We start from the raw sequence: 23,110 nt of genomic DNA, 5'->3' as shown, positions 1-23,110 counted from the left end.
GCCATCCTCCGCGCTCAGGCCTGTACGCTGGCCTGGCGGGCCGTGTGCTGCAGTTGCAAGTTCACCATGAGCTGCAATTCCGCGCTTTCCATCGGCTTGCGGAAGGTGCCTAATATATGCAGGCCATTGGCCACGGCCAGGCGTTCGGCCGCCAGGCGCACGGCCGAATGCAGGCCCGACAGCAGAACCACGCCCCCGCGGAAGCCATTGTCCGCCGCCATGCGCAAAAATTCGATGCCGTCGATGTCGGGCATGGACAGGTCGCAGATCAGCAGGTCAGGCTGGTGCTGCTTCAGGGTAGCCAGCGCCTGTTCGCTGTGCGACTCGCAGCGGATGTCGAACGAGCCCATATGTTCGAGCATGTCGCTGAGCACGTCGAGCATGAAGACATCATCGTCCAGCAGCAGCACACGCAGCGGCGCCAGGCCTGCTTCGTTCTGTTCCCGGCTTGCTTGGTTTGATACAGTATTCATCGTCCTGTCTTCCTATTGATATGCTGCATCGTTGTCGATGCCGATACCTTGCCTCAACGCACTGGCGGTAGCTAATCGTCATTGGCAAAGCTGGTGTTATTCATGATTTGTTCGGTAATCTGTTCCAGCAGGGGCCACAGGCACGCCACGATGCGTTGTGCCCGCTCAGCCTCGTCGGCCGGCTCGCCTGGCGCCAGGGTTTCCAGGTTGTGGCACAGCTCGGCCAGCCCCAGGGCCCCCACGGTACGCGCCGACGACTTGATGCGGTGCCCCAGTTCGCGTACCTGGCGCACGTCGCCGCGCGCCAGGGCCGCATCGATGTCGTCGAAGCCATCCTGCGTCGTCTGCAGGAACTTGAAGGCGAATTTGCGCACTTTTTCCGGGTTGTAGCCCAGTAACTTGGCCAGGATGGACAGGTCGATCACTTGCGGGTCGCCGGCCAGGGTGGTCTTGAAGGCGGGCGCGGCGCGGCTGCGTGCGGGAGGCGGCGGCGTTTCACGCGCCGGCAGCCAGCTGGCGATGGTCTGGTACATCATGGCCGGCTGGATCGGTTTGGAAATGAAATCGTCCATGCCCGCCTCCAGGCAGCGCACGCGGTCTTCGCTGGTGGCCGTAGCCGTCATGGCCAGCACGCGCAGATGCGCCAGTTGCGGGTCGGTGCGGATGTGGCGCGTCGCTTGCAAGCCATCCATCAACGGCATCTGCACGTCCATCAGCACGCAGTCGAACTGCGTCTGGCGCAACAGGTCGAGCGCCTCTTCGCCATTGTTGGCCAGGCAGACGGAGGCACCCGCTTCTTCCAGCAATTCCAGCGCCACTTGCTGATTGAAGGTATTGTCTTCCACCAGAAGGATGCGCGCATGCTTGAGCGTGCTCATGACCAGGGCGGCGTCGGCGCTGGCGCGCATGGCCGCTGCCGTCTGCGCCATGCTGTCGAGCATGGCCGGCGCCGCCTGGTCGGAAATGCCCAGGTTGGCCGTGAACCAGAAGGTGCTGCCGGCGCCGGGACGGCTGTCGACTCCCACGTCGCCACCCATCAGCTGGGCCAGCTGCTTGCAGATGGCCAGGCCCAGGCCCGTGCCGCCATATTCGCGCGTGGTGGAGGTGTCGGCTTGCTGGAAGGACTGGAAGAGTTTACTCATTTCATCCTGCGACAGGCCGATGCCGTGGTCGCATACTTCAAAGCGCACCAGACAGTGCTTGGCGTCCGCCACCACCTTGCGCACTTTCACGGTAATGCTGCCCTGTTCGCTGAACTTGATGGCGTTATTGGCGTAGTTGATCAGCACTTGCCCCAGGCGCAGCGGATCGCCCACCAGCACGGCCGGCAATTGCGGGTCGATCTCGAACAGCAGTTCCAGGTTCTTGCCGGCGGCGCGCGGCGCTACCACCGTCATCAGGGTTTGCACCACGTGGTCAAAACTGAAGTTGACGCGTTCGATTTCCAGCTTGCCCGCCTCGATTTTCGAGATGTCGAGGATATCGTCGATGATGCCCAGCAGGTGCTCGCCGGCAAAGCGGATCTTTTCCAGGTAATCGCGCTGGCGCGGCTCCAGGTCCGTTTTCAGGGCGAGATAGGCCATGCCGATCACGCCATTCATCGGCGTGCGGATTTCATGGCTCATATTGGCCAGGAATTGCCCCTTCGCCAGGCTCGCTTCTTCGGCCACTTGCTTGGCCTGGTCGAGCTGCTCGGTGCGCTGCGCCACGCGCTCTTCCAGATGTTCATTGAGTTCGCGCAAAGCGCTCTCGCTGCGCTTGTGATACGTGATGTCCGTCAGGCTGGCCACTACCATGCCCACCTTGCCGTATTCATCGCGGATGGCCTCGGTATTTACGGAGAGCCACGACAGGCTGCCGTCGGGCTGCTGTACGCCCATCAGCACGTCGCGCATGGCGACACCCGTCGACAGAGTGATGTGCACGGGATGGCTGCGCTGGTCGAAAGCGGAGCCGTCTTCGCGGATGGCTTGCCACAGGCTGTTGCCGGCCGGGCTCGCCGCCAGCATGCGCTCGGCGGCGGCATTGCTTTCCAGGATATGGCCGTGGCTGTCCTGCACCACCAGGCCGTTGGTGACGGCACCAAACACGGACGCCATGCGCTGGCTCGAATTCGACAGGGCGATCGACGCCTGGCGCCGTTCCGTGATGTCGGTAATCATCGCCAGCGTGCCGCCCGGCTCGCCATTGTCCGATTGAATACTGGTGCTCGACAGCAAACCCCACAAGCTGGACAAGTCCTTGCGGAAGAAGCGGAAGTCGACCTGGTCCGGCTGGCTGGCGAGGCTGCCATGGCTGGCCAGGCGGCGCTGCATCAGCAACTGGCTGTCGCGGTCCATGAAGTCAAGCATGGGACGGTGCAGCATTTCCTGCACCGTGTAGCCCAGCATCTGCGCCATCTTCGGGTTGACGAAAGTGGTTTTGCCATCCGCATCCGTCATCCAGATGCCTTCGGCCGCCGTCTGCACGATCAGGCGGTAGCGCTCTGAACTGGCGTGCAAGGCTTCCTCGGCGCGCTGGCGCTGCGTCATGTCGCGCAGCGAGACGATGGAAAACACTTGCCCAGCCATGCGCAGCGGCGACAGGCTGACCTTGGCGGGAAAGTGCGTACCGTCGCGGCGGCGCGCCATCATCACCCGGCCCGGCAGGCTGTGCCGCGATTGCGGGTCGCCCACGGAGTGGCTGGCCGCGCTTTCCGGCACCAGTTGCTCCAGTGACATGCCCGTCAATTCGGCCAGGGGATAGCCGAAGCAGCGCGCGCCGATCTGATTCGCGTAATGCACCTTGCCCTCGACATCGGCCACCAGCATGGCTTCGGGCGCCGCTTCCAGCATTGAACGCATGCGCGATTGCTCGTCCTGCTTGCGTTCGCTGATATCGCAGACGATACCGCTGGCCTGCGTGGCGGTGCCATCAGAGGCGCGTGCCAGCACGGCGCCGCGCGCCAGCAGCCAGCGCCAGTGGCCGTCGCTGTGGCGCAAACGGAATTCGCAATTGAAGGTGCCGTGCGCCTGGCCATCCAGATGCTGTCGAAATATAAGACTCAGGCGCGCGCGGTCGTCCCGGTGCACTTCGGCCAGCCAGCCGGCCAGTGTATGGTCGAGTTTGGCACTCTTGTCGCCCAGCACATCCTGGTACTGGGGCGCGAACTGCAAGCGGTCGGACTGGCGCCGCCAGGTCCAGCCAGTCAGGGCCGCGCCGCGCAAGGCTTGCCCGGCATCCTGTTCTGCCAGGGCATGTGCGGGCAGTAGCCGGCGGCGCAACTGCTGCCGCAGCCGCCAGGCTTGCCAGCAAGCCAGTCCCGCCAGGGCGGTGGCGCTGGCGGCTGCATATGGCCACAGCAGTGTCGGGGCCATGCCCTGTGCCGCCGCCTGCACCGGCAGCGAGAGTGCCATGCCTGCCGCCAGCATCGTACGAGCGAGCCGGCGCAGCGCAGGGCGCCGACGGCGTGATGCGCTGAAACTCGTGTGGCTGCAATACGACAAATGCATCCCTTTCTGGGGCATGATTGGGCTGGGCTGGCGGTGCATGATGCGCGCTTAAATAAACGCCTGCGGCGCTTTCTGGCGGCAACTATAGCATCGAATATTTAGTCGGAGTATTTAAGTTCAGAAACGGCCAAAACGGGATTTTTTTTGCCCCGAAAGGGCGGATTTATTCATTGTTCTGTGAGAATTTGAGAGAAATTCAGCGCAAAATCGTGCTACTAAACGGCGAGCTCGGAAGACGCCTGATAAAACCGTAGCGAGCCGGTGAGCATCACAGGCCGCAAAGCGCGACGCGCAGCAGGTTTTTCAAGGTGTCCTCAAGCAAAGCTTCCGGCGAACTGATAGCGGTGTCCGGGATGCCACATGGTGGCGATCGAGGCGATCTTGCCGCCCGAGCGCGTCTGGCGGCGCAGCACCAGGCACGCCTGTTTCGTGTCGATGGCCAGCATTTCGGCGATATCGCGCGGTGCCGACAGCGCTTCGATACTGTAGGTGGCACCCTGCAAGGGGGCGGCGGCCATCAGATATTCGTTCGGCGTGATGCTGGAAAAATCCTGCGTCATGTAGTCGGGCGCGCACTCGGGATTGACCCAGCGGTCTTCCACCTGGATCGGTACGCCGTTTTCAAAATGCACGATCAGCGAATGAAACAGCGGGTGTTCCGGCGGCAGGCCGAATTGCTTGGCCAGCAAATCCGAGGCCTTGGTGCGTTCGAGCAATTGCAAGCTGCTGCGGTGGATATGCCCGCGTGCGCGCACTTCATCGGCGATACTCTTGATTTCCAACAAGGTCGCCTGGTATTTTTGCTGTGCCACATAGGTGCCGGAACCCTGGCGCCGCGTCAGTACCTGTTCGCTGGTCAGTTCGCGCACGGCGCGGTTGACCGTCATGCGCGAGACGCCGAATTGTTTCACCAATGCTTGCTCGGAGGGAATTACGTCGCCTTCCTTCCAGCGTCCGGCGGCGATGCCGGCCAGCAGAAAATCCTTGATGCGCTGGAAAATCGGCGTATTTTCCTGGGTAGTATGATCGTCCAATGCGGTTTCTCCGGGGCACGGGCAGGGCGCGCCGCCGGCTGGAGGCGCGATGGCCGATTTTAGCACCGAGCATGATGCCTGCCGCCAGCCTTTTTTGAATTCAAAAGCAAGCGCCGGAGTGTGGCGCTGGCCGGTGCTGGCTATGCTGGTGACTTACTATTGACCTGCACGGAGTTCGCCATGGAACACTCTTACTCGACCGACGATGAGCGCTGGGATGCCGTGCAGCGGCGCGCGCCCGATGCCGACGGCGTTTTTTATTACTCGGTGCGCACGACGGGCGTGTATTGCCGTCCCTCTTGCGCGGCGCGCCCCGCCTTGCGCCGCAACGTGGCCTTCCACGACAGTTGCGAGCAGGCGGAGGTGGCCGGCTTTCGCCCTTGCCTGCGCTGCAAGCCGAACCTGCCGCCGCTGGCTCAGCGTCAGGCCGCCATCGTGGCCGACATCTGCCGCCTGATCGACGCCAGCGACGAGATGCTGGAACTGGACAGCCTTGCTCGGGCCGCCGGCATGAGCCGCTTTCACTTTCACCGCGTCTTCAAGGCGCACACGGGCATCACACCCAAGGCCTATGCGGCGGCGCGGCGCGGCGAACGGCTGAAGGCCGGCTTGCAAGGCGCGGCGAATGTCACCGAGACACTGTACGCGGCCGGTTTCAATTCCAGCGGCCGCCTGTACGCCGCCACGCCAGGCTTGCTGGGCATGACGCCGGGCGCGTTTCGCGATGGCGGCAGCGGCGCCGTGATCCGCTTCGCTATCGGCGCCTGTTCGCTGGGCGCCATCCTGGTGGCCAGCACGGACAAGGGCATCTGCGCGATTCTGATCGATGACGACCCGGAAGTGCTGCTGCGCGACTTGCAGGACCGCTTTCCGCAAGCCGAACTGCGCGGCGCCGAGCCTGATTATGAACAGACGGTGGCGCAAGTCGTCGGCCTGGTCGAGGCGCCGGGCCTGGGCCTGGACTTGCCGCTCGACGTGCGCGGCACGGTGTTCCAGCAGCGCGTATGGCAAGCCTTGCGCGAGATTCCCGCCGGCAGCACGGTCAGCTATGCCGAGCTGGCGCGGCGCATCGGTGCGCCGAAAGGCGCGCGCGCCGTGGCTGGCGCCTGCGCCGCCAATGCGCTGGCCGTCGCCATCCCCTGCCACCGTGTGGTGCGCAACGATGGCGCGCTGTCCGGCTACCGCTGGGGCGTGGAACGCAAGCAGGCGCTGCTTGAGCGCGAGGGCGAACGGTGAGGGCGCTGGACTGGCGGCAGATCGAGGATGATCTGAATCAATACGGTAGCGCCGTCGTACCAGGTTTGCTGAATCGTGCGCAGTGCGGGGCGCTGGCGGCGCAGTATGACGATGCATCGCGTTTTCGCAGCCGTGTGGTGATGCAGCGCCATGGTTTTGGCCAGGGAGAGTACCAGTATTGGGCGTATCCGCTGCCGGAGCCGGTCGCCGAGCTGCGCGCTACCTTGTATCCGCCGCTGGCGGCGATTGCCAACCGCTGGCATGCCAGCATGGGCCTCGAGAGCCGCTTTCCGCTGGCACACGGGGACTTCCTCGCGCGCTGTCATGCGGCCGGGCAAGCGCGGCCCACCCCCTTGCTGCTGCGCTACCGCGAGGGCGATTACAACTGCCTGCACCAGGACCTGTATGGCGAGCATGTGTTTCCGCTGCAACTGGCCGTGCTGCTGTCGCGCCCGCAAGACGATTTCACGGGCGGCGAGTTCGTGCTGACGGAGCAGCGCCCGCGCATGCAGTCGCGCGTGGCGGTCGTGCCCCTGGCGCAGGGCGACGCCGTCATCTTTCCGGTCGCGCAGCGCCCCGTGAATGGCACGCGTGGCAGCTACCGTGTCAACATGCGCCATGGCGTGTCGCGCCTGCGCACGGGCTTGCGCCATACCCTGGGCATCATTTTTCACGATGCGAGCTGAACAATAGCTGCGGCGCTTGAGTTTCCAGGATTACATGGCATGATGGCTACTCCCTGTCACTTTCTATTTTTGCCATGTCCGCGTTGCTCCGCCTGTTGTGCCTCTTGACGATCTTCCTGCTGCCCGTTGCCCATGCGGACGAGGGCGCATCCTCGCTCGTTGCGGAGGCCGCGTCCGCCATCGCGCCGTCACAAGGCGCTGCGGCCAGGACGGCGCCGCTGATGTTTGCCAACCGCAAGGTGTTCGTCTTCCGCGCCGGGTTGGCCGGCTATCCGCCTGATGAACGGGCCATCGGCGCGCAGCGCCGCCTGGAAGGCGTCCTGGCAAAGAATGGCCCGCTGCAGACGGGCACGCGGACGATTCCCGAAGGCACGCAAGTGCTGCTCGACGGGGTGCAGCTGTTCGTCGTCGTGCCCGGCGACGTCAACCAGCTGGCCGGCGACACGACGGAAAGTGTGGCGAAAACGGCTGCCGGGGAATTGCGCAAAGCCGTGCTCGATTACCGCGAACAGGGCAGCTGGCGCTACCTGGCGATCGCCGCCGCCGTGTGCGCGGCCGCCACGCTCGTGTTCTGGCTGGTGTGGATGGGCTTGACACGCTTTTATCGCTGGGCCAAGCGCCGCAGCGGCATTTTGCTAGCCTCGCGCCTGCGCGACGTGCGCCTGAAAAACGTGCGCGTGCTCGACGCCGAGCACTACATCGCCTTTGCCTACCAGCTGCTGAGCGCCGTGCTGTGGGGCTTGCGCCTGATGGCCACCTATCTGTGGGCCGCCTTCGTGCTGAGCCGTTTGCCTTACACGCGTTCCTGGGGAGAAAGCCTGAACGGTTATTTGTTCGACGTGGCGGCCGACGTCTTCCACGCCATCATTGGCGCCTTGCCGGGGCTGGTGCTGGTGTGCGTGATCTTCGCCATCGCGCGCCTGATCGCCGCCACCGCCGCCTCGTTGTTCAAGCGCGTGGAAAGCGGAGAACTGCAAATTGGCTGGCTCGACAAGGACACGGCCCTGCCCACGCGCCGCATTGCCAGCGTGGTGATCTGGCTGTTCGCGCTGGCCATGGCGTATCCGTATTTGCCCGGTTCGCACACGGCCGCTTTCCAGGGGCTGTCCGTGCTGGTGGGCCTGATGGTATCGATCGGCGCGTCGAGCATCGTGGGCCAGGGAGCCAGCGGCTTGATCCTGATGTACACGCGCGCCCTGCGCAAGGGGGAATATGTGCGCGTGGGCGATAGCGAAGGCACGGTGGTCGACGTGGGCATGTTCGAGACACGCTTGCGCACGGGCCTGGGTGAAGAAGTGGCCTTGCCGAACGCCTGGGTGATGTCGCAAACGACGAAAAACTATTCGCGCGCCCAGCCTGGCGGCGGCTTCGTGCTCGATTCCACCGTCACCATCGGCTATGCCACACCATGGCGGCAGGTGCACGCCATGCTGGAACTGGCCGCCTCCCGCACGACGGAATTGTCTGCCACGCCGAAACCCTACGTGATGCAGCTGGCGCTGCAGGATTACTACGTGCAATACCGCCTCGTCGCCTACGCCAGCGCCGAAGTCCCCCGCCAGCGCGCCGAAGTGCTGAACCGCTTGCACCAGAACATCATCGACGTCTTCAACGAATTCGACGTGCAAATCACTTCGCCGCACTACATTGACGACCCGAAAGAATCGCAAGTGGTGCCGCCCGGTGAATGGTTCAGGGCGCCGGCGCACAAGCCGGAACAGGGGGCGAAGTAAGGCCGCAGCGACATGCTGATGGCATGGCACGCTCCACATGACAATTGCAGCAAATCTCAGTGCCGTATCGAATGTATCGAGCGGCCGCAAGACTTGGGCGCTTGCGTTAACATGCCGGGCGTTTCCACGTTACGATGAGAAGAAAGAGAACCCATGCCCAGCGCACCACACAGTGAAGCATCGCGAACCGCCCGCAGCCTGGCCGCCGCCCTGATCGGCGACCCGTTTTACCGCACCGTGACTGTGGCGTGCGGCGAGGACGAAGCGGCGCGGCTGGCCATGCTGACGCACTACTTCTCGTTGGCCCTTGCCGAAGGCTGGCAGGCGGGCCGCGTCGACCTGGCTGACGACGCTGGCAGTGGCGCCGCCATCTGGACGACGGATGCGCCGGCAGCACTGCGCCAGGCCGCGTATGCGCAGCGCGAGATCGCCTTGCGCGCGCTGCTGGGAGAGCGCGGCTTTCCGCATTTTTCAGCCATCGTCGACAACATGGAGCACGCGCTGGCGCAACACGAATTGCAGGATGCCTGGTATTTGTCGATCGCCGGCATCGATCCTGCCGGGCAAGGGCAGGGACTGGGCGCGTCCGTGCTGGCGCCGGGACTGGCGGCCGTTGATGCTGCTCGTGCCGCGTGCTTCCTGGAGACGTACAACGAGCGCAGCCTGCCGTTCTATGGCCGCCTTGGCTTCTTGGTGGAGGGGCGTTACGCGGAAGCCGTCACGGGCTGCGATTACTGGCTGATGCGACGGCCCGCTGCAGGAAACTCGCACGCTGACTAATTGACCATTTTTCCAATTTCTATACACTCGTCTTTTCGCTCATTGACGTAAAAGACCTGGAGATGGAAATGCCGACCTCGCAATTGCGCCGCACCCTGCTTGTTCTCGCCTGCCTGGGCACCCTGGCCTACGCCCACGTCCGTGCCGACACGGTCATCGACAACGCCAACGGCTATACGCTCAACGCGGCCGGCAAGGTGGTGCGCTTCACGGCGCTGGCGTTTGACGACGCGGGCAAGATCGTCGCCGTCGGCAGTGCCGCGCAGGTGAAACGCAAGGTCGCCAAGGACGCCCTGCACGTCGACCTGCAGGGAAAAACCGTGTTGCCGGGCCTGATCGACGCGCATGGCCACGTGTTCGGCCTGGGGACGATCGCCAGCGGCGTGATGCTGTACGGTTCCGCATCGCTGCCGGCCGCCGTGCAGGCTGTGGGCGACTTCGCCAGAGCGCATCCTGAGCGCAGCTGGGTCGTCGGCAATGGCTGGAACCAGGAAATCTGGAAGCTGGGGCGCTTTCCCACAGCCTTGGAGCTCGATGCGGCCGAAAGCGCGCGGCCCGTGTGGCTGCGCCGCGTCGATGGCCACGCGGGCTGGGCCAACAGCCGCGCGCTGGCGCTGGCCGGCATTACGCGTGCCACACAAGATCCGGCGGGCGGCAAAATCGACCGTGATGCGGATGGCAATCCCACCGGCGTGCTGGTCGACAGCGCCATGGACTTGATGGATGCCGTGCTGCCCAAGCCCGGCGACGTGGAAAACCGGGCCGCCCTCGATGGCGCGCTGGCGCAATTGTCGCAAGTGGGGCTGACCAGCGTGCACGATGCGGGCATCGGCCAGATGCAGGACCGATTGTTCCGCGATTATGCGGACCACGGCAAGCTGACGGTGCGCGTGTACGGCATGATTGCCGACACCACGGAAGATTTCGACGCGCTGTCAAAAAACGGCCCCCTGAATAGCTATGCGCGCGACATGTACGCCTTGCGCGCCGTCAAACTGCTGTCCGACGGCGCCCTGGGCAGCCGCGGCGCGGCCCTGCTGGCGCCGTATAGCGACGATCCGACGACCAGCGGCCTGCTGTTCTACCCGGACGCCGCCATGCGCGCGAAGATGGAAAAAGCCATGCGCGCCGGCTACCAGGTGAACGTGCACGCCATCGGCGACGCGGGCAACCATCAAATTCTCGATGGCTATCAGGCCTTGATAGCGCAGTACCGCAGCGTGGGCCTGCGTCACCGCATGGAGCACGCGCAGGTAGTGCAATTGAGCGACATCCCCCGTTTCAAGAGCCTCGGCATCGTGCCGTCGATGCAGCCCACGCACGCCACTTCGGACCAGAATATGGCGGAGCAGCGCGTGGGCCACGAGCGCATCAAGGGCGCGTATGCGTGGCGCACCTTCCTCAAGCAGGGTTCGCGCATCGCCTGCGGTTCCGATTTCCCCATCGAGTCGCCGAATCCGTTCGAGGGCATCCATGCGGCCGTCACGCGGCAAAACAGCGAAGGATTCCCGGCCGGCGGCTGGTATCCGCAGCAGGCCATGACGGTGACGCAAGCGCTGCGCTGCTTCACCCTCGACGCGGCCTGGGCGGCACACCAGGAAAAGGTCATCGGCACCTTGGAAGCGGGCAAATGGGCAGACTTCGTCGTCGTCGACCAGGACCTGTTCAAGGTAGCACCGACCGCCATCGGCAAGACCCAGGTGCTGCAGACGTGGGTGGCGGGCCAGCGCGTGTTCGAGAAAAAATAAAGGCAGGGGACAGACCCGCCGGGTCTGAGCCCCAAAGAAAATCTGTTGACTTGGTTGTATAGACAACCTATGCTGGGAGTACCAGAGCGGGCCAGTTACCGGGGCAGGTACGCCCGCTCGCACCCTACGAGGAGACAGCATGAACAGCACAATGGACACCGATCCACGCTTTGATGCCAGCCGTACCATCCGCGCCCCGCGCGGCACGGTCATGGCTTGCAAGAGTTGGCAGGCCGAGGCGGCCTACCGCATGTTGCAAAACAACCTGGACCCGGAAGTGGCGGAGAATCCGCAGCACCTGGTCGTCTATGGCGGCATCGGCCGCGCCGCCCGCAACTGGGCTTGTTTCGACCAGATTCTCGCCTCGCTGCGCGAGCTGGAAGACGACCAGACCTTGCTGATTCAGTCAGGCAAGCCGGTGGGCGTGTTCCAGACCCACGCGGATGCGCCGCGCGTGCTGATCGCGAACTCCAACCTGGTACCGAAATGGGCCAACTGGGAACATTTCAACGAACTCGATCGCCAGGGCCTCTTCATGTATGGCCAGATGACGGCCGGCAGCTGGATCTACATCGGCACGCAGGGCATCGTGCAGGGCACGTATGAAACTTTCGCCGAGGCGGGCCGCCAGCATTTCGGCGGCGACTGGGGCGGGCGGTGGATCCTCACGGCGGGCCTGGGCGGCATGGGCGGCGCGCAGCCACTGGCCGCCACCATGGCGGGCGCCGTCTCGCTCAATATCGAATGCCAGCAAAGTAGCATCGATTTCCGTTTGCGCACGCGCTACCTGGACAAGCAGGCGGCCAGCCTGGATGAAGCGTTGGAGCTGGTCAAATACCATACGCAGCGCAAGGAAGCCATTTCCATCGGCTTGCTGGGCAACGCGGCCGAAGTGCTGCCGGAACTGGTGCGCCGCGCGAAAGCGGGCGGCCTGGTGCCCGACCTGGTGACGGACCAGACGTCCGCGCATGACCTGGTCAACGGCTATCTGCCACGTGGGTGGAGCGTGTCGGACTGGAAGGCGGCGCAGCAGGACCCGCAGCGCCACGCGCGCCTGACGGTGGCGGCTGCCGATTCCTGCGCCGCCCACGTGCAAGCCATGCTCGATTTCCACGCCATGGGCGTGCACACCGTCGATTACGGCAACAATATCCGCCAGGTGGCGTTCGACCAGGGCGTGCAGAATGCCTTCGACTTCCCCGGCTTCGTGCCCGCCTACATCCGCCCGCAGTTCTGCGAAGGACGGGGGCCGTTCCGCTGGGTGGCCTTGTCGGGCGACCCGGAAGATATCTATAAGACGGATGCGAAGATCAAGGAACTGTTCCCGCACCACAAACAGGTGCACCATTGGCTGGACATGGCGCGCGAGCGCATCGCCTTCCAGGGGCTGCCGGCGCGCATCTGCTGGCTGGGACTGGGCGAGCGCCACATCGCCGGCCTGGCCTTCAACGAGATGGTGCGCACGGGTGAACTGAAGGCGCCCATCGTCATCGGCCGCGACCACCTGGACACGGGTTCCGTGGCCAGCCCGAACCGCGAGACGGAAAGCATGAAGGATGGCACCGACGCCGTCTCCGACTGGCCGCTGCTCAATGCCATGCTGAATACGGCCGGCGGCGCCACCTGGGTCTCGCTGCACCATGGCGGCGGGGTGGGAATGGGGTATTCTCAGCATGCGGGCATGGTCATCGTAGCCGACGGCACGGAAAGCGCGGCGAAACGCCTGGCCAGGGTGCTGGTCAACGACAGCGGCTCGGGTGTGATGCGCCATGCCGATGCCGGCTACGAAACAGCGGCCGCCTGCGCCAAGCGCAACGGCCTGATTCTTCCCATGCTTTCTTGAGACCTGGACCCGAATGACTATGACACAGCATGCCAAAAGTTGGACCCTGAAACCGGGCGTGATGACCTTGGGCGACCTGCGCGCCGTCTGGGCCGCGCCCGCCAAATTGATACTCGCCGCCGAGGCGTATCCCGTCATCGAGGCGTCGGCCGCCGCCGTGCAAGCCATCGTCGCCAAGGGCGATGCGGCCTACGGCATCAACACGGGCTTCGGCCTGCTCGCCAAGACGCGCATCCCCGATGAAAAGCTGGAGCAATTGCAGCGCAACCTGATCCTGTCGCACTCCGTCGGCACGGGCGAGCTGCTGTCGGACGCCGTTGTGCGCCTGATCATGCTGATGAAGATCGGCAGCCTGGCGCGCGGCTATTCCGGCGTGCGCCCGCTGATCGTCGATACCCTGATCGCCCTGTACAACGCTGGCATCATGCCGGCCATTCCCGCCAAGGGTTCCGTGGGCGCCTCGGGCGACCTGGCGCCGCTGTCGCACATGACCCTGGCCATGCTGGGCGTGGGCGACGTGCGCGTCAACGGCGAATTGATGCCGGCCCCCGAGGCGCTGGCGCAGGCGGGCATCGCGCCTGTCGTGCTGGCGGCAAAAGAGGGACTGGCGCTGATCAACGGCACGCAAGTGTCGAACGCACTGACGCTGCATGGCTTGTTCATGGCCGAGCGCCTGCTGGAAGCTGCCATGGTCACGGGCGCGCTGTCGCTCGATGCGGCCAAGGGCAGCGATGCGCCGTTCGACGCGCGCGTGCACGCCGTGCGCGGACAGCCGGGGCAGATCCTGGCCGCGCAGATGTACCGCCAACTGGTGGCGCACAGCGCAATCCGTGCTTCGCACCTGGAAGGCGACGAGCGCGTGCAAGATCCGTACAGCCTGCGCTGCCAGCCGCAAGTCATGGGCGCCTGCCTCGATTTGATCGGCAATGTGGGCCGCACCCTGCTGATCGAAGCCAATGCCGTCACGGACAATCCGCTGATTTTCCAGGATGGTCCCGGCGGACAGGCGGAAATCGTCTCGGGCGGGAACTTCCACGCCGAGCCGGTGGCCTTTGCGGCCGACACCCTGGCGCTGGCGATTGCCGAAATCGGCGCGCTGGCCGAGCGCCGCATCGCGCTGCTGATCGACGCCACGCTGTCCGGCCTGCCGCCCTTCCTCGTGCGCGACCCGGGCGTCAATTCCGGTTTCATGATCGCCCACGTGACGGCCGCCGCGCTGGCGTCTGAAAACAAGTCGCTCGCGCATCCGGCCAGCGTCGACAGCCTGCCCACTTCGGCCAACCAGGAAGACCATGTGAGCATGGCCACGTTCGCCGGGCGCCGCCTCGACGACATGGCGCACAACACGGCCGTCATCGTCGGCATCGAGCTGCTGGCTGCTGCGCAGGGTATCGATTTCCACCGTCCGCTGAAAACCTCGCCGCACCTGGAACACGTGCATCACCAGTTGCGCCAGAAGGTGCCATTCTTCGACGCCGACCGCTTCTTCGCGCCGGATATCGAAGCGGCCAAGCAGATGGTCTTGCGCGGAGAATTGAGCAGCACTTGCAAGAATTTGTTCGCCCCGCTGTACGCTTGAGCGGGCGCTAGGAGACAAGCATGGATTTCCGCTTCAACGAAGGCAGCATCCCGCTGCTGGTGTCTATGCCCCACGTGGGCACCGATATACCGGACGATATCGCCGCGCGCATGACGCCGCAGGCCTTGCAGAAGGCCGATACGGACTGGCATTTGCGCGAGCTGTATGGATTTTTGCAGGAGATGGATGCGTCAGTGCTGTCGGCGCGATGGTCGCGTTACACGATCGACTTGAACCGCCCGCAGGAAGACACGAATCTGTATCCGGGCCAGGATACGACGGGTTTGCTGCCCAACGATACCTTTCACCGCGAGCCGCTGTATCTGCCAGGCCGCGAACCCGACGCGGCCGACGTGCAGCAGCGCTTGCAGCGCTACTGGGCGCCGTATCACCGGCAGCTGCGCGCGGAACTGGACCGGCTGCTGCGCGTGCATGGCGCCGTGGTGCTGTGGGATGCCCATTCCATCGCCTCGCGCGTGCCGCGTTTCTTTGACGGCAAGCTGCCCGACCTGAACTTCGGCACGGCCGATGGCGCAAGCTGCGATAGCGGCCTGACGTCCGCCGTGGTCGATATCGCGCGCGCGCAGGATACATTTACCGTGGCGCTGAATGGCCGCTTCAAGGGCGGACATATTACGCGCCAGTACGGCCAGCCGGCCAGCCGCGTGCATGCGATCCAGCTGGAGATGTGTCAGTGCCTTTACATGGATGAAGCGATGCCGTTCGGCTACCGGCCCGACCTGGCCGCACAGGTGCAGCCACTGCTGCGCCAGATGATGGAAGCGGCCGTGGCATGGGTGGCGCGTTGAGCGGCTGTTTGTTCGCGCGCCATGCGCTGCTGCCGCAGGGCTGGCGCCGCGACGTATTGCTGGAGTGGGATGCGGCCGGCGATTTGACGGTGGTGACGGAAAATACAACATCGTCTGCCGGCGTCGAAGTGGCCGAATATGTCTTGCCGGGCATGGTCAACCTGCATTCGCATGCCTTCCAGCGGGCGCTGGGGGGCATGACGGAAGCCGCTGGCGAGGAAGCGGGCAGTGCGCCGGACAGCTTCTGGACCTGGCGCGACCTGATGTACCGCTTCGCGCGCCACATCACGCCGGAACAGATGGAAACCATCGCCGCGCAGCTGTTTGCCGAATGCCTGCGCCATGGCTACACGGCTGTTTGCGAATTTCACTACCTGCAGCGCGATGCGGCTGGCGCGCTGTATGCGCGCCCCGCCCAAACGGCGGAACGGGTGCTGGCGGCGGCGCGCGTCAGCGGCATCGGCATGACCATGCTGCCCGTGCTGTACAGCCATGCGGGCTTCGGGGAACAAGCGTTGAAAGCGGAGCAGGCGCGCTTTCGCACCGATGCTAACGATGTGCTGCGCATCGTCGAGGCGCTGGCGCCGCAGCGCGGCGGACAGGTAGAGGTGGGTTTTGCGCCCCATTCTCTGCGCGCCGCCGGGGTGTCGCAGATCCGCGAGGTGGCGCAAGCGTTGCCGGCGCAGCGGCCCATCCACATTCACATCGCCGAGCAGCAGGGCGAAGTGCGCCAATGTATTGATTACAGCGGCCGGCGCCCGGTGCAGTATCTGTATGAGCACGTCGATGTCGACGCGCGCTGGTGCCTCGTGCACGCCACGCATGTGCAGCCTGACGAAGTGGCGCTGATGGCCGCCAGCGGCGCCGTGGCCGGCCTGTGTCCGACGACGGAGGCGAACCTGGGTGATGGCCTGTTCCCGCTGGCCGAATTCATCGCCGCCGGTGGGCGCTTCGGCGTCGGCAGCGACAGCCATGTATCGCAGTCGCCTGTCGAGGAGTTGCGCTGGCTTGAATACGGCCAGCGCTTGCAGCGCCAGCAGCGCAACGTGGCCGTCACGCCGGATGAACACCATGTTGGCGACTACCTGTGGCAGGCGGCCTTGCGGGGCGGCGCGCAGGCAGCCGGACGCAGGCTGGGCGCACTGGCGCCGGGCTGCCGCGCCGACCTGCTGGTGCTCGACGACGCGCATGTGAACCTGTGCGGCGTGGCCATCACCGATGTGCTGGGCAGTTTTATTTTCTGCGGCAACGACAACCTGGTGCGCCACGTGCTGTGCGGCGGCCGGTGGCAGGTGCGCGGCGGGCGCCACGTGGCGCAGGACGCCATCGCCACCGCCTACAAACACACCCTGGCGCAACTGAGGGCGCTCTGATGGCCACCTTCATCGCTCACGAATGCCAGCGCGCCGCGCCATGGAAAAATGGCGGCGGCAGCACGACGGAAATCGCCATTGCCCCCTTGGGGGCAGGCTTTGACGATTTTGATTGGCGTATCAGCCTGGCGACGATCACGGCCAGCGGACCATTTTCCAGCTTTCCCGGCATCGACCGCAGCCTGATGCTGGTCGATGGCGACAGCGTGCAGTTGACGCTCGATGGCACGCGCAAGGTGCTCTTGAACGCGGTGCAGCCCATGCTATGGTTTCCCGGCGAAGCGGCCGTTGTTGCGCAAGTCAAGGGGGCGACGACGGATTTCAATGTGATGACGCGGCGCGACCGCTGCCGCCACCAGCTGGAAAAGATCACGGCGCCTGGCAGGCTGGCGCGGCGCAGCACGGCGACTTTGCTGTTTGTTGCTGGAGATGGCTCCGTGCTGGCGCGCGGTGGAGAGCAGCAGTTCGCGCTGGCCCGCTATGACGCCTTGCTGCTGGACGCCGACGATGCGCAGGAATGGCGGCTCGACGCCTTGCAGCGCACGGCCGTGTTCCGCGTCGACCTGTTCATCTAGGAAGGAAACGACATGCAAGACTGGGACCTGGTTATCCACAACGTTCACCTGGCCACGATGGAGCACGGCTACGGCGAACTGCTCGACGCAGCCATCGCCGTCAAGGATGGCCGCATCGCCTGGTTTGGCCCCGGCGACGAGCTGCCGGCCAGCGGCGCGGTGCTGTTCGATGGCCAGGGCTGCTGGCTGACGCCCGGACTGATCGACTGCCATACGCACATCGTCCACGCGGGCAACCGCAGCGACGAATTCGAGGCGCGCCTGAATGGCGCCAGCTACGAAGACATCAGCCGCGCCGGCGGCGGCATCATGTCCACCGTGCGCGCCACGCGCGCGGCCAGCGAAGACGCATTGCTGCAGCAAAGCCTGCCACGCGTGCTGGCGCTGCTGGCCGAGGGCGTGACCACCCTGGAGATCAAGTCCGGCTATGGTCTCGATGCGGATAGCGAGGCGAAGATGCTGCGCGTGGCGCGCAGGATCGCAGAAAAGCTGCCGGTCACTGTGCGTACCACGTTCCTGGGCGCGCATGCGCTTCCACCCGAATATGCGGGCCAGCCCGACGCTTATATCGACCTGCTGTGCGCGCAGATGCTGCCCAGGCTCGCTGGCGCTGGCCTGGTCGACGCCGTCGACGCGTTTTGCGAGCGCATCGGCTTTACGCCGGCGCAAACGCAGCGCGTGTTCGAAGCGGCGCGAGGCCTGGGCCTGCCCGTGAAGCTGCATGCGGAGCAGTTGTCCGACCTGGGCGGCGCGGCGCTTGTTGCCCGCTACGCTGGCCTGTCGGCCGACCACCTGGAATTTTTGTCGGCGGAGGGCATCGCCGCCATGGCGGAACATGGCACGGTTGCCGTGCTGCTGCCGGGTGCGTATTACTTTTTGCGCGAGACGCAGCCGCCGCCTGTCGCGGCCTTGCGCGCGGCTGGCGTGCCGATGGCCGTAGCCACCGATTGCAATCCGGGCACGTCGCCCATGACGTCATTGCTGCTGGCGATGAACATGGCGTGCACCCTGTGGCGTTTGACGCCGCAGGAGGCGCTGGCCGGTGCTACGTGCCACGCGGCGCGCGCGCTGGGCCTGCAGCAGGAAACGGGGAGCCTGGTGGTGGGCAAGCGCGCCGATTTCGCCCTGTGGCGCATTGCGCGCCCGGCCGACCTGGCGTATGCGCTGGGCCTGAATCCGTGCGCGGGCGTGATGCATGGCGGTGTCTGGCGTGCGCCGGTGGTAAGCTTGACGGACTGATCATTCGTCCTGGAGCGCCGCGTGCGTGCTGTCTACCTGTTGTTGATGCTTGTTTTCGCCGCCGCGCCCGCGCACGCCATGGACGGCGGCACCTTGAAGGTGGGCTCGAAGCGTTTCACGGAATCCTACATACTCGGCGAAATCATCCGGCAGAGCGCCGCGCAGCACGTCAGGGCGGAGCACCGCCAAGGCCTGGGCAACACGGCCATCGTGCTGGCCGCGCTGCAGGCGGGCAGCATCGACGTGTATGCCGAATACATGGGCACGATCGCCAGCGAAATCCTCAAGCACGACAAACCGATTGATCTGGATCAGATGCGGCGCGAGCTGGCGGCGCTGGGGCTGGGCGCGGCCGTGCCTTTGGGCTTTAACAATACTTATGCGCTGGCCATGCGCGGCGATGAAAAATCCATCACGAACTTGACGCAGCTGGCACAGCAGCCTGCCTTGAAGTTTGGCTTGTCGCATGAATTCATTGGCCGCGTTGATGGCTGGCCGGGCCTGGCCGCGCGCTATGGCTTGCCGCAGCGTCCGCGCGGGCTCGATCACGGCATCGCCTATGAAGCGCTGGCGCAGCGCCAGGTGGATGTGATCGACATATATTCGACGGACGCGAAGATACGCCAGTACGGCTTGCGCGTGCTGGCCGACACGCAGCAGTACTTTCCCCGCTACGATGCCATGCTTCTGTTCCGGCTCGACCTGCCGCCGCGCTTTCCCGCCGCCTGGCAAGCCTTGCAAGGGCTGCAGGGGCGCATCAGCGAGAGCGACATGATCGCCATGAATGCGGCCGTGGAAATCGACGGCAAGAGCTTTGCCGGCGTGGCGCGGCAGTGGCTGACCTCGGGGACGCAGGTGAAAAAACCGGCGGCGCGCAGCACGCTGCTGCATAAAATCATCGGCGACGATTTGTGGACCCTGACGCGCCAGCACCTGACCCTGGTGCTGCTGTCGGTGGCCCTGGCGTGCCTGATCGGTATTCCGCTGGGCGTGCTGGCGGCGTTTTCGGCGCCGCTGCGGCAAACGGTGCTGGCCTTCGTTGGCGTGCTGCAGACGGTGCCCTCCTTGGCCTTGCTGGCGATTTTGATTCCCGTGCTGGGCATGATCGGCACCGTGCCGGCTTTGGTGGCCTTATTCGTGTACGCCCTGCTGCCCATCGTGCGCAATACGTGCACGGGCATCTTGCAGGTACCGCAAGGCTTGCGCATGGCGGCGTTGGCGCTGGGCATGAGCCGGCGCGACCGCCTGCTGCACGTGGACTTGCCGCTGGCCTTGCCCGTGATGCTGGCGGGTGTGAAAACGGCGGCCGTGATGAGCGTGGGCACGGCCACCATCGCCGCTTTCATCGGCGCGGGCGGCTATGGCGAACGCATTACCATCGGCCTGGCGTTGAACGACAACGACATGCTGCTGGCCGGCGCGATCCCCGCAGCCGTGCTGGCCCTGCTGACGCAAGGCTTGTTCGAGCTGGTGGAACGCTGGGCCGTGGCCGGCCGGCAGCGCTGAAGGCATCACGGTTACAGCGAATGCAGTTTCGAGCGCACCGAGACGACGGCCTGGTGCAGGATGCGTTCGGCCTGGAAGTCGTTCTCGCGCTGTTCGGCGATGGCTTGCAAGTCGCGTGTGTAGCGCTCCAGGCGCGAGCGCAGGTAGGCGCGGTAGATTTTCATGACGAGCGGTTTGGCAGAGACATTCATGATGTGGCTCCCATAGGCGTAACGATTCGTTGATTGATTCGTTCATTGTGTGTGAGCGCATTGCCGCCATTTTGCGTCGCATCAAACGCCAGCGCGCCGTCACGTTGACGCGTTTGATATTCCGCAATGCCCCACCAGCAGAAGATGCCACACTGGATCTTCCCTGCCTGGCCATCATCAGCCGCAGGTTCTGATCCCCCAGATACCTTCAAGCATCCCCAAGGATCGTCGCATGGTCATTTTTGCCGTGGTCGCTGGCGGCATCGCCTGCTTCACAGTGTAGCAAATCTATAAAAATGCGCAGGGTGCCATTGGGGTTACGCAACAACATAGCGGTTTGCACGGCACATTGATTGAAGCACGGAAATAAACTGTGGTGAAGGATGGACAGTTAGCTGACAGACTTAAGGAAAATGTAAGGCCCGGTAAGCAAATGTAAAGGTCGGCGCGGTGACCAGTCGTAGCGTTTATATTGATAACCGTTGATTGCATTCTCCCCCTCCCACTTGACAATGGGTTCACCCCGCGGTGCCGCTAGCCCGCGGGGATTTTTTTTGGAACTTACGCTTACCGTTCCAACGCGATGGTTTTTGGCGTGCCCGCCGACAATTGCGTCAAGGCATCGCCAGCGACACGGCAGATGCGCCAGTCCGGCATCACGTCCGCGCCCATGCCCTTGTAGAAGTTGATCGCGTTCTCATTCCAGTCCAGCACCGACCATTCGAAGCGGCCGCAATCGCGTTCGACAGCCAGTTGCGCCAGCGCCACCAGCATCTGCTTGCCATAGCCCTTGCCGCGCACCGATTGCTTCACATACAGGTCTTCCAGGTACAGTCCCTTGCGGCACAGGAAGGTGGAAAAATTATGGAAGAACAGGGCGAACGTCACGACCTCGCCATTTTCCTCGCCGACCAGCGCTTCGCACGCGGGGTGCTTGCCGAACAGGCTGTCGTGCAGCATGGATTCCTTGGCGATCATCATGTGTTCGAGTTTTTCAAACACGGCCAGTTCATGGATCATGCCAAAGATGGCTGCCACGTCGGATGCGGTCGCGGGACGGATGGCGAGGGAGGAAGAGGTGCTCATGTTGCCTTTGTTGATGGAGTGGTGGAAAGGGTAGCAATGGTACTCGTCTTGCGCGCGCCCGAGGTCAGGGCCCAGGCCACGCTGGACAGGCATAGCAGCATGCCCACCCATTCGATGGCGGCGGGCCGATAGTGTTCGAATTGCACTGACAGCAGCACGGAGATGACGGGCGTGACGACGCCGATGTACACGGTCTTTTGCGTGCCGATGCGCGCGATCAAGGTGAAATACGCGCTGAAGGCGATCACCGAGCCGAAGATGGCCAGATAGATCAGTCCCATCCAGTAACTGGGGCGCGTGGGCAGCTGCCAGGACTGGCCCGTGGCGATGGCCCAGGCGGCCACCATCAAGGTGCCCCACAGCATGGTCCAGGCCATGGTCAGCATCACGTTGCCGGAATGTTCTCGCACTTTCATGACGAGGGCATTGCCCACCGTGCTCGATATGGTGGCCACCAGGGCCAGCATGAAACCGAGCAGGAAATGGCCATTGCCACCGCCCAGAATATCTTGCAGCGCCGCGCCGATGGACTGGTAAAACAGCAGCACGATGCCGCAGATGGCGACAAACGCCGCGCAGCAGGTGCTCCAGGTGATGGGCGTGCCGAAGGCGATGCGGTTCAGCAAGGGCGTCCAGAACACCATCAGCGCAAACAGCACGCTGACGAGGGCCGACACCAGGTATTGCTCCGAGCTGTAGGTGCACACATAGCTGAGGGCAAACGAGGCCAGGCCTTGCAGCAGCATCCATTTTTGCGCGCGCCAGGGCAGGCGCAATGTATCGCCGCGCAAGGCGCACCAGGCAAACAAGGTGGCGGATGCGAGACCGAAGCGGTAGACCACGGAAACGGCAGGGGCGACATCGCCCAGCTGCAAGGTGATGGCCCAGAAGGTGGAGCCCCAGATCAGGCAGGCAATGATGAACAGGAGAGGAGAGGACATCGCGCGAGTATACGGGCATCGCGCGTTCCGGTCGAGCTTGGCAAATGGAGGGGCGAAATGCGCGGCAAGATACCCTCAGGCATTGAGCCAGCGCAGTACTTCTGGAAAATGTTAAATTTATGAAAATATTTACTTTATGATCAAGTAAATATTTTTTGAATGGTATCGTTGAAAGGGGACCGCCATGCCAGCTTCACTGCAGATCAAAGTCTGGAGCGTGCTTGTTTACGTCATCGTGGCAACCGTGATTGCCATCAGGCTGCACCCTTCTGCCTTGCTCCTTGCCGGCGCCTTCGGCTAATGCCTGGGCGCCAGCCTGCCGATCAATGCGTGACGCGGGTCTTGCGGCCATCCGACAGCAGGCGCACACGTTCGCCCGGGCGGAACAGTTCATCGGCGTCTTGCACGATGGCGCGCATGTCGCCATTGTCCAGGCGCACGGTGATTTCCAGGCCGGCCTTGTTCGAGGCATTCGCTTCGATGCTCTTGCCGGCGATGCCGCCGGCGACCGCGCCGAGGATGCTGGCCGCGATGGCGCCCTTGCCGCCACCGACTGTCGAGCCGGCCACGCCGCCCAGCGCCGCGCCAGCCAGCACGCCGGTACCCGTCTCGCCCTTGTCGATGGTCACTTGGCGCACGGATTCAACCGTGCCCATGCGAACCGATTGTTCATTCTGCGCCTGGCGCGCATTGTAGACATTCGCCGAGTTCGGTTGTACGGCGCAGCCTGCCAGGGTGGCGAGCAATGCCACTGCAATGATTGGTGCTTTCATGTGGGACTCCCTTG

General features: G+C 64.2%; 19 protein-coding genes. 12 read left to right on the top strand and 7 right to left on the bottom strand.

Annotation, left to right across the window (positions count from 1 at the left end; translation table 11 throughout):
- Positions 1-14: 14 nt before the first annotated feature.
- From CLU92_RS17205 to hutC, 3 genes are all read right to left on the bottom strand, one after another.
- On the bottom strand, positions 15-473 hold the full coding sequence (locus CLU92_RS17205; protein WP_101482890.1) for a response regulator: 459 nt from the start codon (positions 471-473) through the stop codon (positions 15-17).
- Between the two features lie 71 nt (positions 474-544).
- On the bottom strand, positions 545-3,868 hold the full coding sequence (locus CLU92_RS17200; protein WP_101484738.1) for a PAS domain-containing hybrid sensor histidine kinase/response regulator: 3,324 nt from the start codon (positions 3,866-3,868) through the stop codon (positions 545-547).
- A 410-nt stretch (positions 3,869-4,278) separates the two neighbouring features.
- Positions 4,279-4,998 carry a histidine utilization repressor gene (gene hutC, locus CLU92_RS17195; RefSeq protein WP_101482889.1) on the bottom strand — a complete coding sequence of 240 codons (720 nt, stop codon included), beginning with the start codon at positions 4,996-4,998 and terminating at the stop codon, positions 4,279-4,281.
- A 180-nt stretch (positions 4,999-5,178) separates the two neighbouring features.
- On the opposite strand from hutC, the gene ada reads away from it, so the two are divergent.
- The 12 genes from ada to CLU92_RS17135 all read left to right on the top strand — a co-directional run bounded on the left by ada (position 5,179) and on the right by CLU92_RS17135 (position 20,105).
- Positions 5,179-6,234: a bifunctional DNA-binding transcriptional regulator/O6-methylguanine-DNA methyltransferase Ada gene (ada, locus tag CLU92_RS17190; RefSeq protein WP_101482888.1), complete on the top strand. Its 1,056-nt coding sequence runs from the start codon at positions 5,179-5,181 to the stop codon at positions 6,232-6,234.
- On the top strand, positions 6,231-6,920 hold the full coding sequence (locus CLU92_RS17185; RefSeq protein ID WP_101482887.1) for a 2OG-Fe(II) oxygenase: 690 nt from the start codon (positions 6,231-6,233) through the stop codon (positions 6,918-6,920). The genes ada and CLU92_RS17185 overlap by 4 nt, the downstream gene beginning before the upstream one ends.
- 74 nt (positions 6,921-6,994) lie before the next feature.
- Positions 6,995-8,653 carry a mechanosensitive ion channel family protein gene (locus CLU92_RS17180; protein WP_101482886.1) on the top strand — a complete coding sequence of 553 codons (1,659 nt, stop codon included), beginning with the start codon at positions 6,995-6,997 and terminating at the stop codon, positions 8,651-8,653.
- Positions 8,654-8,806: 153 nt separating this feature from the next.
- Positions 8,807-9,433: an N-acetyltransferase gene (locus CLU92_RS17175; protein WP_101482885.1), complete on the top strand. Its 627-nt coding sequence runs from the start codon at positions 8,807-8,809 to the stop codon at positions 9,431-9,433.
- A 68-nt stretch (positions 9,434-9,501) separates the two neighbouring features.
- Entirely contained in the window at positions 9,502-11,181 is a 1,680-nt protein-coding gene (locus tag CLU92_RS17170; protein WP_101482884.1) for an amidohydrolase, read from the top strand.
- 139 nt (positions 11,182-11,320) lie between these two features.
- Positions 11,321-13,024 (top strand): urocanate hydratase, encoded by a 1,704-nt coding sequence (hutU, locus tag CLU92_RS17165; RefSeq protein WP_101482883.1) that lies wholly within the window; start codon positions 11,321-11,323, stop codon positions 13,022-13,024.
- 19 nt (positions 13,025-13,043) lie between these two features.
- The gene (hutH, locus tag CLU92_RS17160; RefSeq protein WP_101482882.1) at positions 13,044-14,603 is read left to right on the top strand and encodes a histidine ammonia-lyase; all 1,560 of its coding nucleotides are present in this window, start codon (positions 13,044-13,046) and stop codon (positions 14,601-14,603) included.
- A gap of 20 nt (positions 14,604-14,623) precedes the next feature.
- Entirely contained in the window at positions 14,624-15,412 is a 789-nt protein-coding gene (gene hutG / locus CLU92_RS17155; RefSeq protein ID WP_101482881.1) for an N-formylglutamate deformylase, read from the top strand.
- Positions 15,397-16,785: a formimidoylglutamate deiminase gene (locus CLU92_RS17150; protein WP_101482880.1), complete on the top strand. Its 1,389-nt coding sequence runs from the start codon at positions 15,397-15,399 to the stop codon at positions 16,783-16,785. Before hutG ends, CLU92_RS17150 begins: the two co-directional genes overlap by 16 nt.
- Positions 16,785-17,360, top strand: coding sequence for a HutD family protein (locus CLU92_RS17145; protein WP_101482879.1), 576 nt, complete (start codon positions 16,785-16,787; stop codon positions 17,358-17,360). Before CLU92_RS17150 ends, CLU92_RS17145 begins: the two co-directional genes overlap by 1 nt.
- Before the next feature lie 12 nt (positions 17,361-17,372).
- The gene (gene hutI / locus CLU92_RS17140; RefSeq protein ID WP_101482878.1) at positions 17,373-18,599 is read left to right on the top strand and encodes an imidazolonepropionase; all 1,227 of its coding nucleotides are present in this window, start codon (positions 17,373-17,375) and stop codon (positions 18,597-18,599) included.
- Between the two features lie 45 nt (positions 18,600-18,644).
- On the top strand, positions 18,645-20,105 hold the full coding sequence (locus CLU92_RS17135; RefSeq protein ID WP_101482877.1) for a glycine betaine ABC transporter substrate-binding protein: 1,461 nt from the start codon (positions 18,645-18,647) through the stop codon (positions 20,103-20,105).
- Positions 20,106-20,116: 11 nt separating this feature from the next.
- Here CLU92_RS17135 and CLU92_RS17130 read toward each other — a convergent pair whose 3' ends face one another.
- The 4 genes from CLU92_RS17130 to CLU92_RS17115 form a co-directional block, all read right to left on the bottom strand.
- Complete coding sequence (locus CLU92_RS17130) at positions 20,117-20,296, bottom strand: hypothetical protein (RefSeq protein WP_034746290.1); 180 nt, start codon at positions 20,294-20,296, stop codon at positions 20,117-20,119.
- A gap of 567 nt (positions 20,297-20,863) precedes the next feature.
- A complete protein-coding gene (locus CLU92_RS17125) occupies positions 20,864-21,382 on the bottom strand; it encodes a GNAT family N-acetyltransferase (protein ID WP_101482876.1) in 519 nt (172 codons plus the stop codon).
- Positions 21,379-22,323: a DMT family transporter gene (locus CLU92_RS17120; protein WP_101482875.1), complete on the bottom strand. Its 945-nt coding sequence runs from the start codon at positions 22,321-22,323 to the stop codon at positions 21,379-21,381. The genes CLU92_RS17125 and CLU92_RS17120 overlap by 4 nt, the downstream gene beginning before the upstream one ends.
- 323 nt (positions 22,324-22,646) lie before the next feature.
- Positions 22,647-23,096 carry a glycine zipper 2TM domain-containing protein gene (locus CLU92_RS17115; protein WP_101482874.1) on the bottom strand — a complete coding sequence of 150 codons (450 nt, stop codon included), beginning with the start codon at positions 23,094-23,096 and terminating at the stop codon, positions 22,647-22,649.
- Positions 23,097-23,110 lie beyond the last annotated feature (14 nt).

The organism is Janthinobacterium sp. 61, assembly GCF_002846335.1.
Classification (GTDB): Bacteria; Pseudomonadota; Gammaproteobacteria; order Burkholderiales; family Burkholderiaceae_D; genus Janthinobacterium.
Note: the sequence above shows the minus strand (reverse complement) of the source record. Positions and strands in the feature narration are given on the sequence as shown.

Excerpts from the sequence above, each read along its gene's own strand:
- CLU92_RS17205 (WP_101482890.1), bottom strand. The coding sequence starts at position 473 with ATGAATACTGTATCAAACCAAGCAAGCCGGGAACAGAACGAAGCAGGC.
- CLU92_RS17200 (WP_101484738.1), bottom strand. The coding sequence starts at position 3,868 with ATGGCACTCTCGCTGCCGGTGCAGGCGGCGGCACAGGGCATGGCCCCG.
- ada (WP_101482888.1), top strand. The coding sequence starts at position 5,179 with ATGGAACACTCTTACTCGACCGACGATGAGCGCTGGGATGCCGTGCAG.
- CLU92_RS17180 (WP_101482886.1), top strand. The coding sequence starts at position 6,995 with ATGTCCGCGTTGCTCCGCCTGTTGTGCCTCTTGACGATCTTCCTGCTG.
- CLU92_RS17175 (WP_101482885.1), top strand. The coding sequence starts at position 8,807 with ATGCCCAGCGCACCACACAGTGAAGCATCGCGAACCGCCCGCAGCCTG.
- CLU92_RS17170 (WP_101482884.1), top strand. The coding sequence starts at position 9,502 with ATGCCGACCTCGCAATTGCGCCGCACCCTGCTTGTTCTCGCCTGCCTG.
- hutU (WP_101482883.1), top strand. The coding sequence starts at position 11,321 with ATGAACAGCACAATGGACACCGATCCACGCTTTGATGCCAGCCGTACC.
- hutH (WP_101482882.1), top strand. The coding sequence starts at position 13,044 with ATGACACAGCATGCCAAAAGTTGGACCCTGAAACCGGGCGTGATGACC.
- hutG (WP_101482881.1), top strand. The coding sequence starts at position 14,624 with ATGGATTTCCGCTTCAACGAAGGCAGCATCCCGCTGCTGGTGTCTATG.
- CLU92_RS17150 (WP_101482880.1), top strand. The coding sequence starts at position 15,397 with ATGGGTGGCGCGTTGAGCGGCTGTTTGTTCGCGCGCCATGCGCTGCTG.
- CLU92_RS17145 (WP_101482879.1), top strand. The coding sequence starts at position 16,785 with ATGGCCACCTTCATCGCTCACGAATGCCAGCGCGCCGCGCCATGGAAA.
- hutI (WP_101482878.1), top strand. The coding sequence starts at position 17,373 with ATGCAAGACTGGGACCTGGTTATCCACAACGTTCACCTGGCCACGATG.
- CLU92_RS17135 (WP_101482877.1), top strand. The coding sequence starts at position 18,645 with ATGCTTGTTTTCGCCGCCGCGCCCGCGCACGCCATGGACGGCGGCACC.
- CLU92_RS17130 (WP_034746290.1), bottom strand. The coding sequence starts at position 20,296 with ATGAATGTCTCTGCCAAACCGCTCGTCATGAAAATCTACCGCGCCTAC.
- CLU92_RS17125 (WP_101482876.1), bottom strand. The coding sequence starts at position 21,382 with ATGAGCACCTCTTCCTCCCTCGCCATCCGTCCCGCGACCGCATCCGAC.
- CLU92_RS17120 (WP_101482875.1), bottom strand. The coding sequence starts at position 22,323 with ATGTCCTCTCCTCTCCTGTTCATCATTGCCTGCCTGATCTGGGGCTCC.
- CLU92_RS17115 (WP_101482874.1), bottom strand. The coding sequence starts at position 23,096 with ATGAAAGCACCAATCATTGCAGTGGCATTGCTCGCCACCCTGGCAGGC.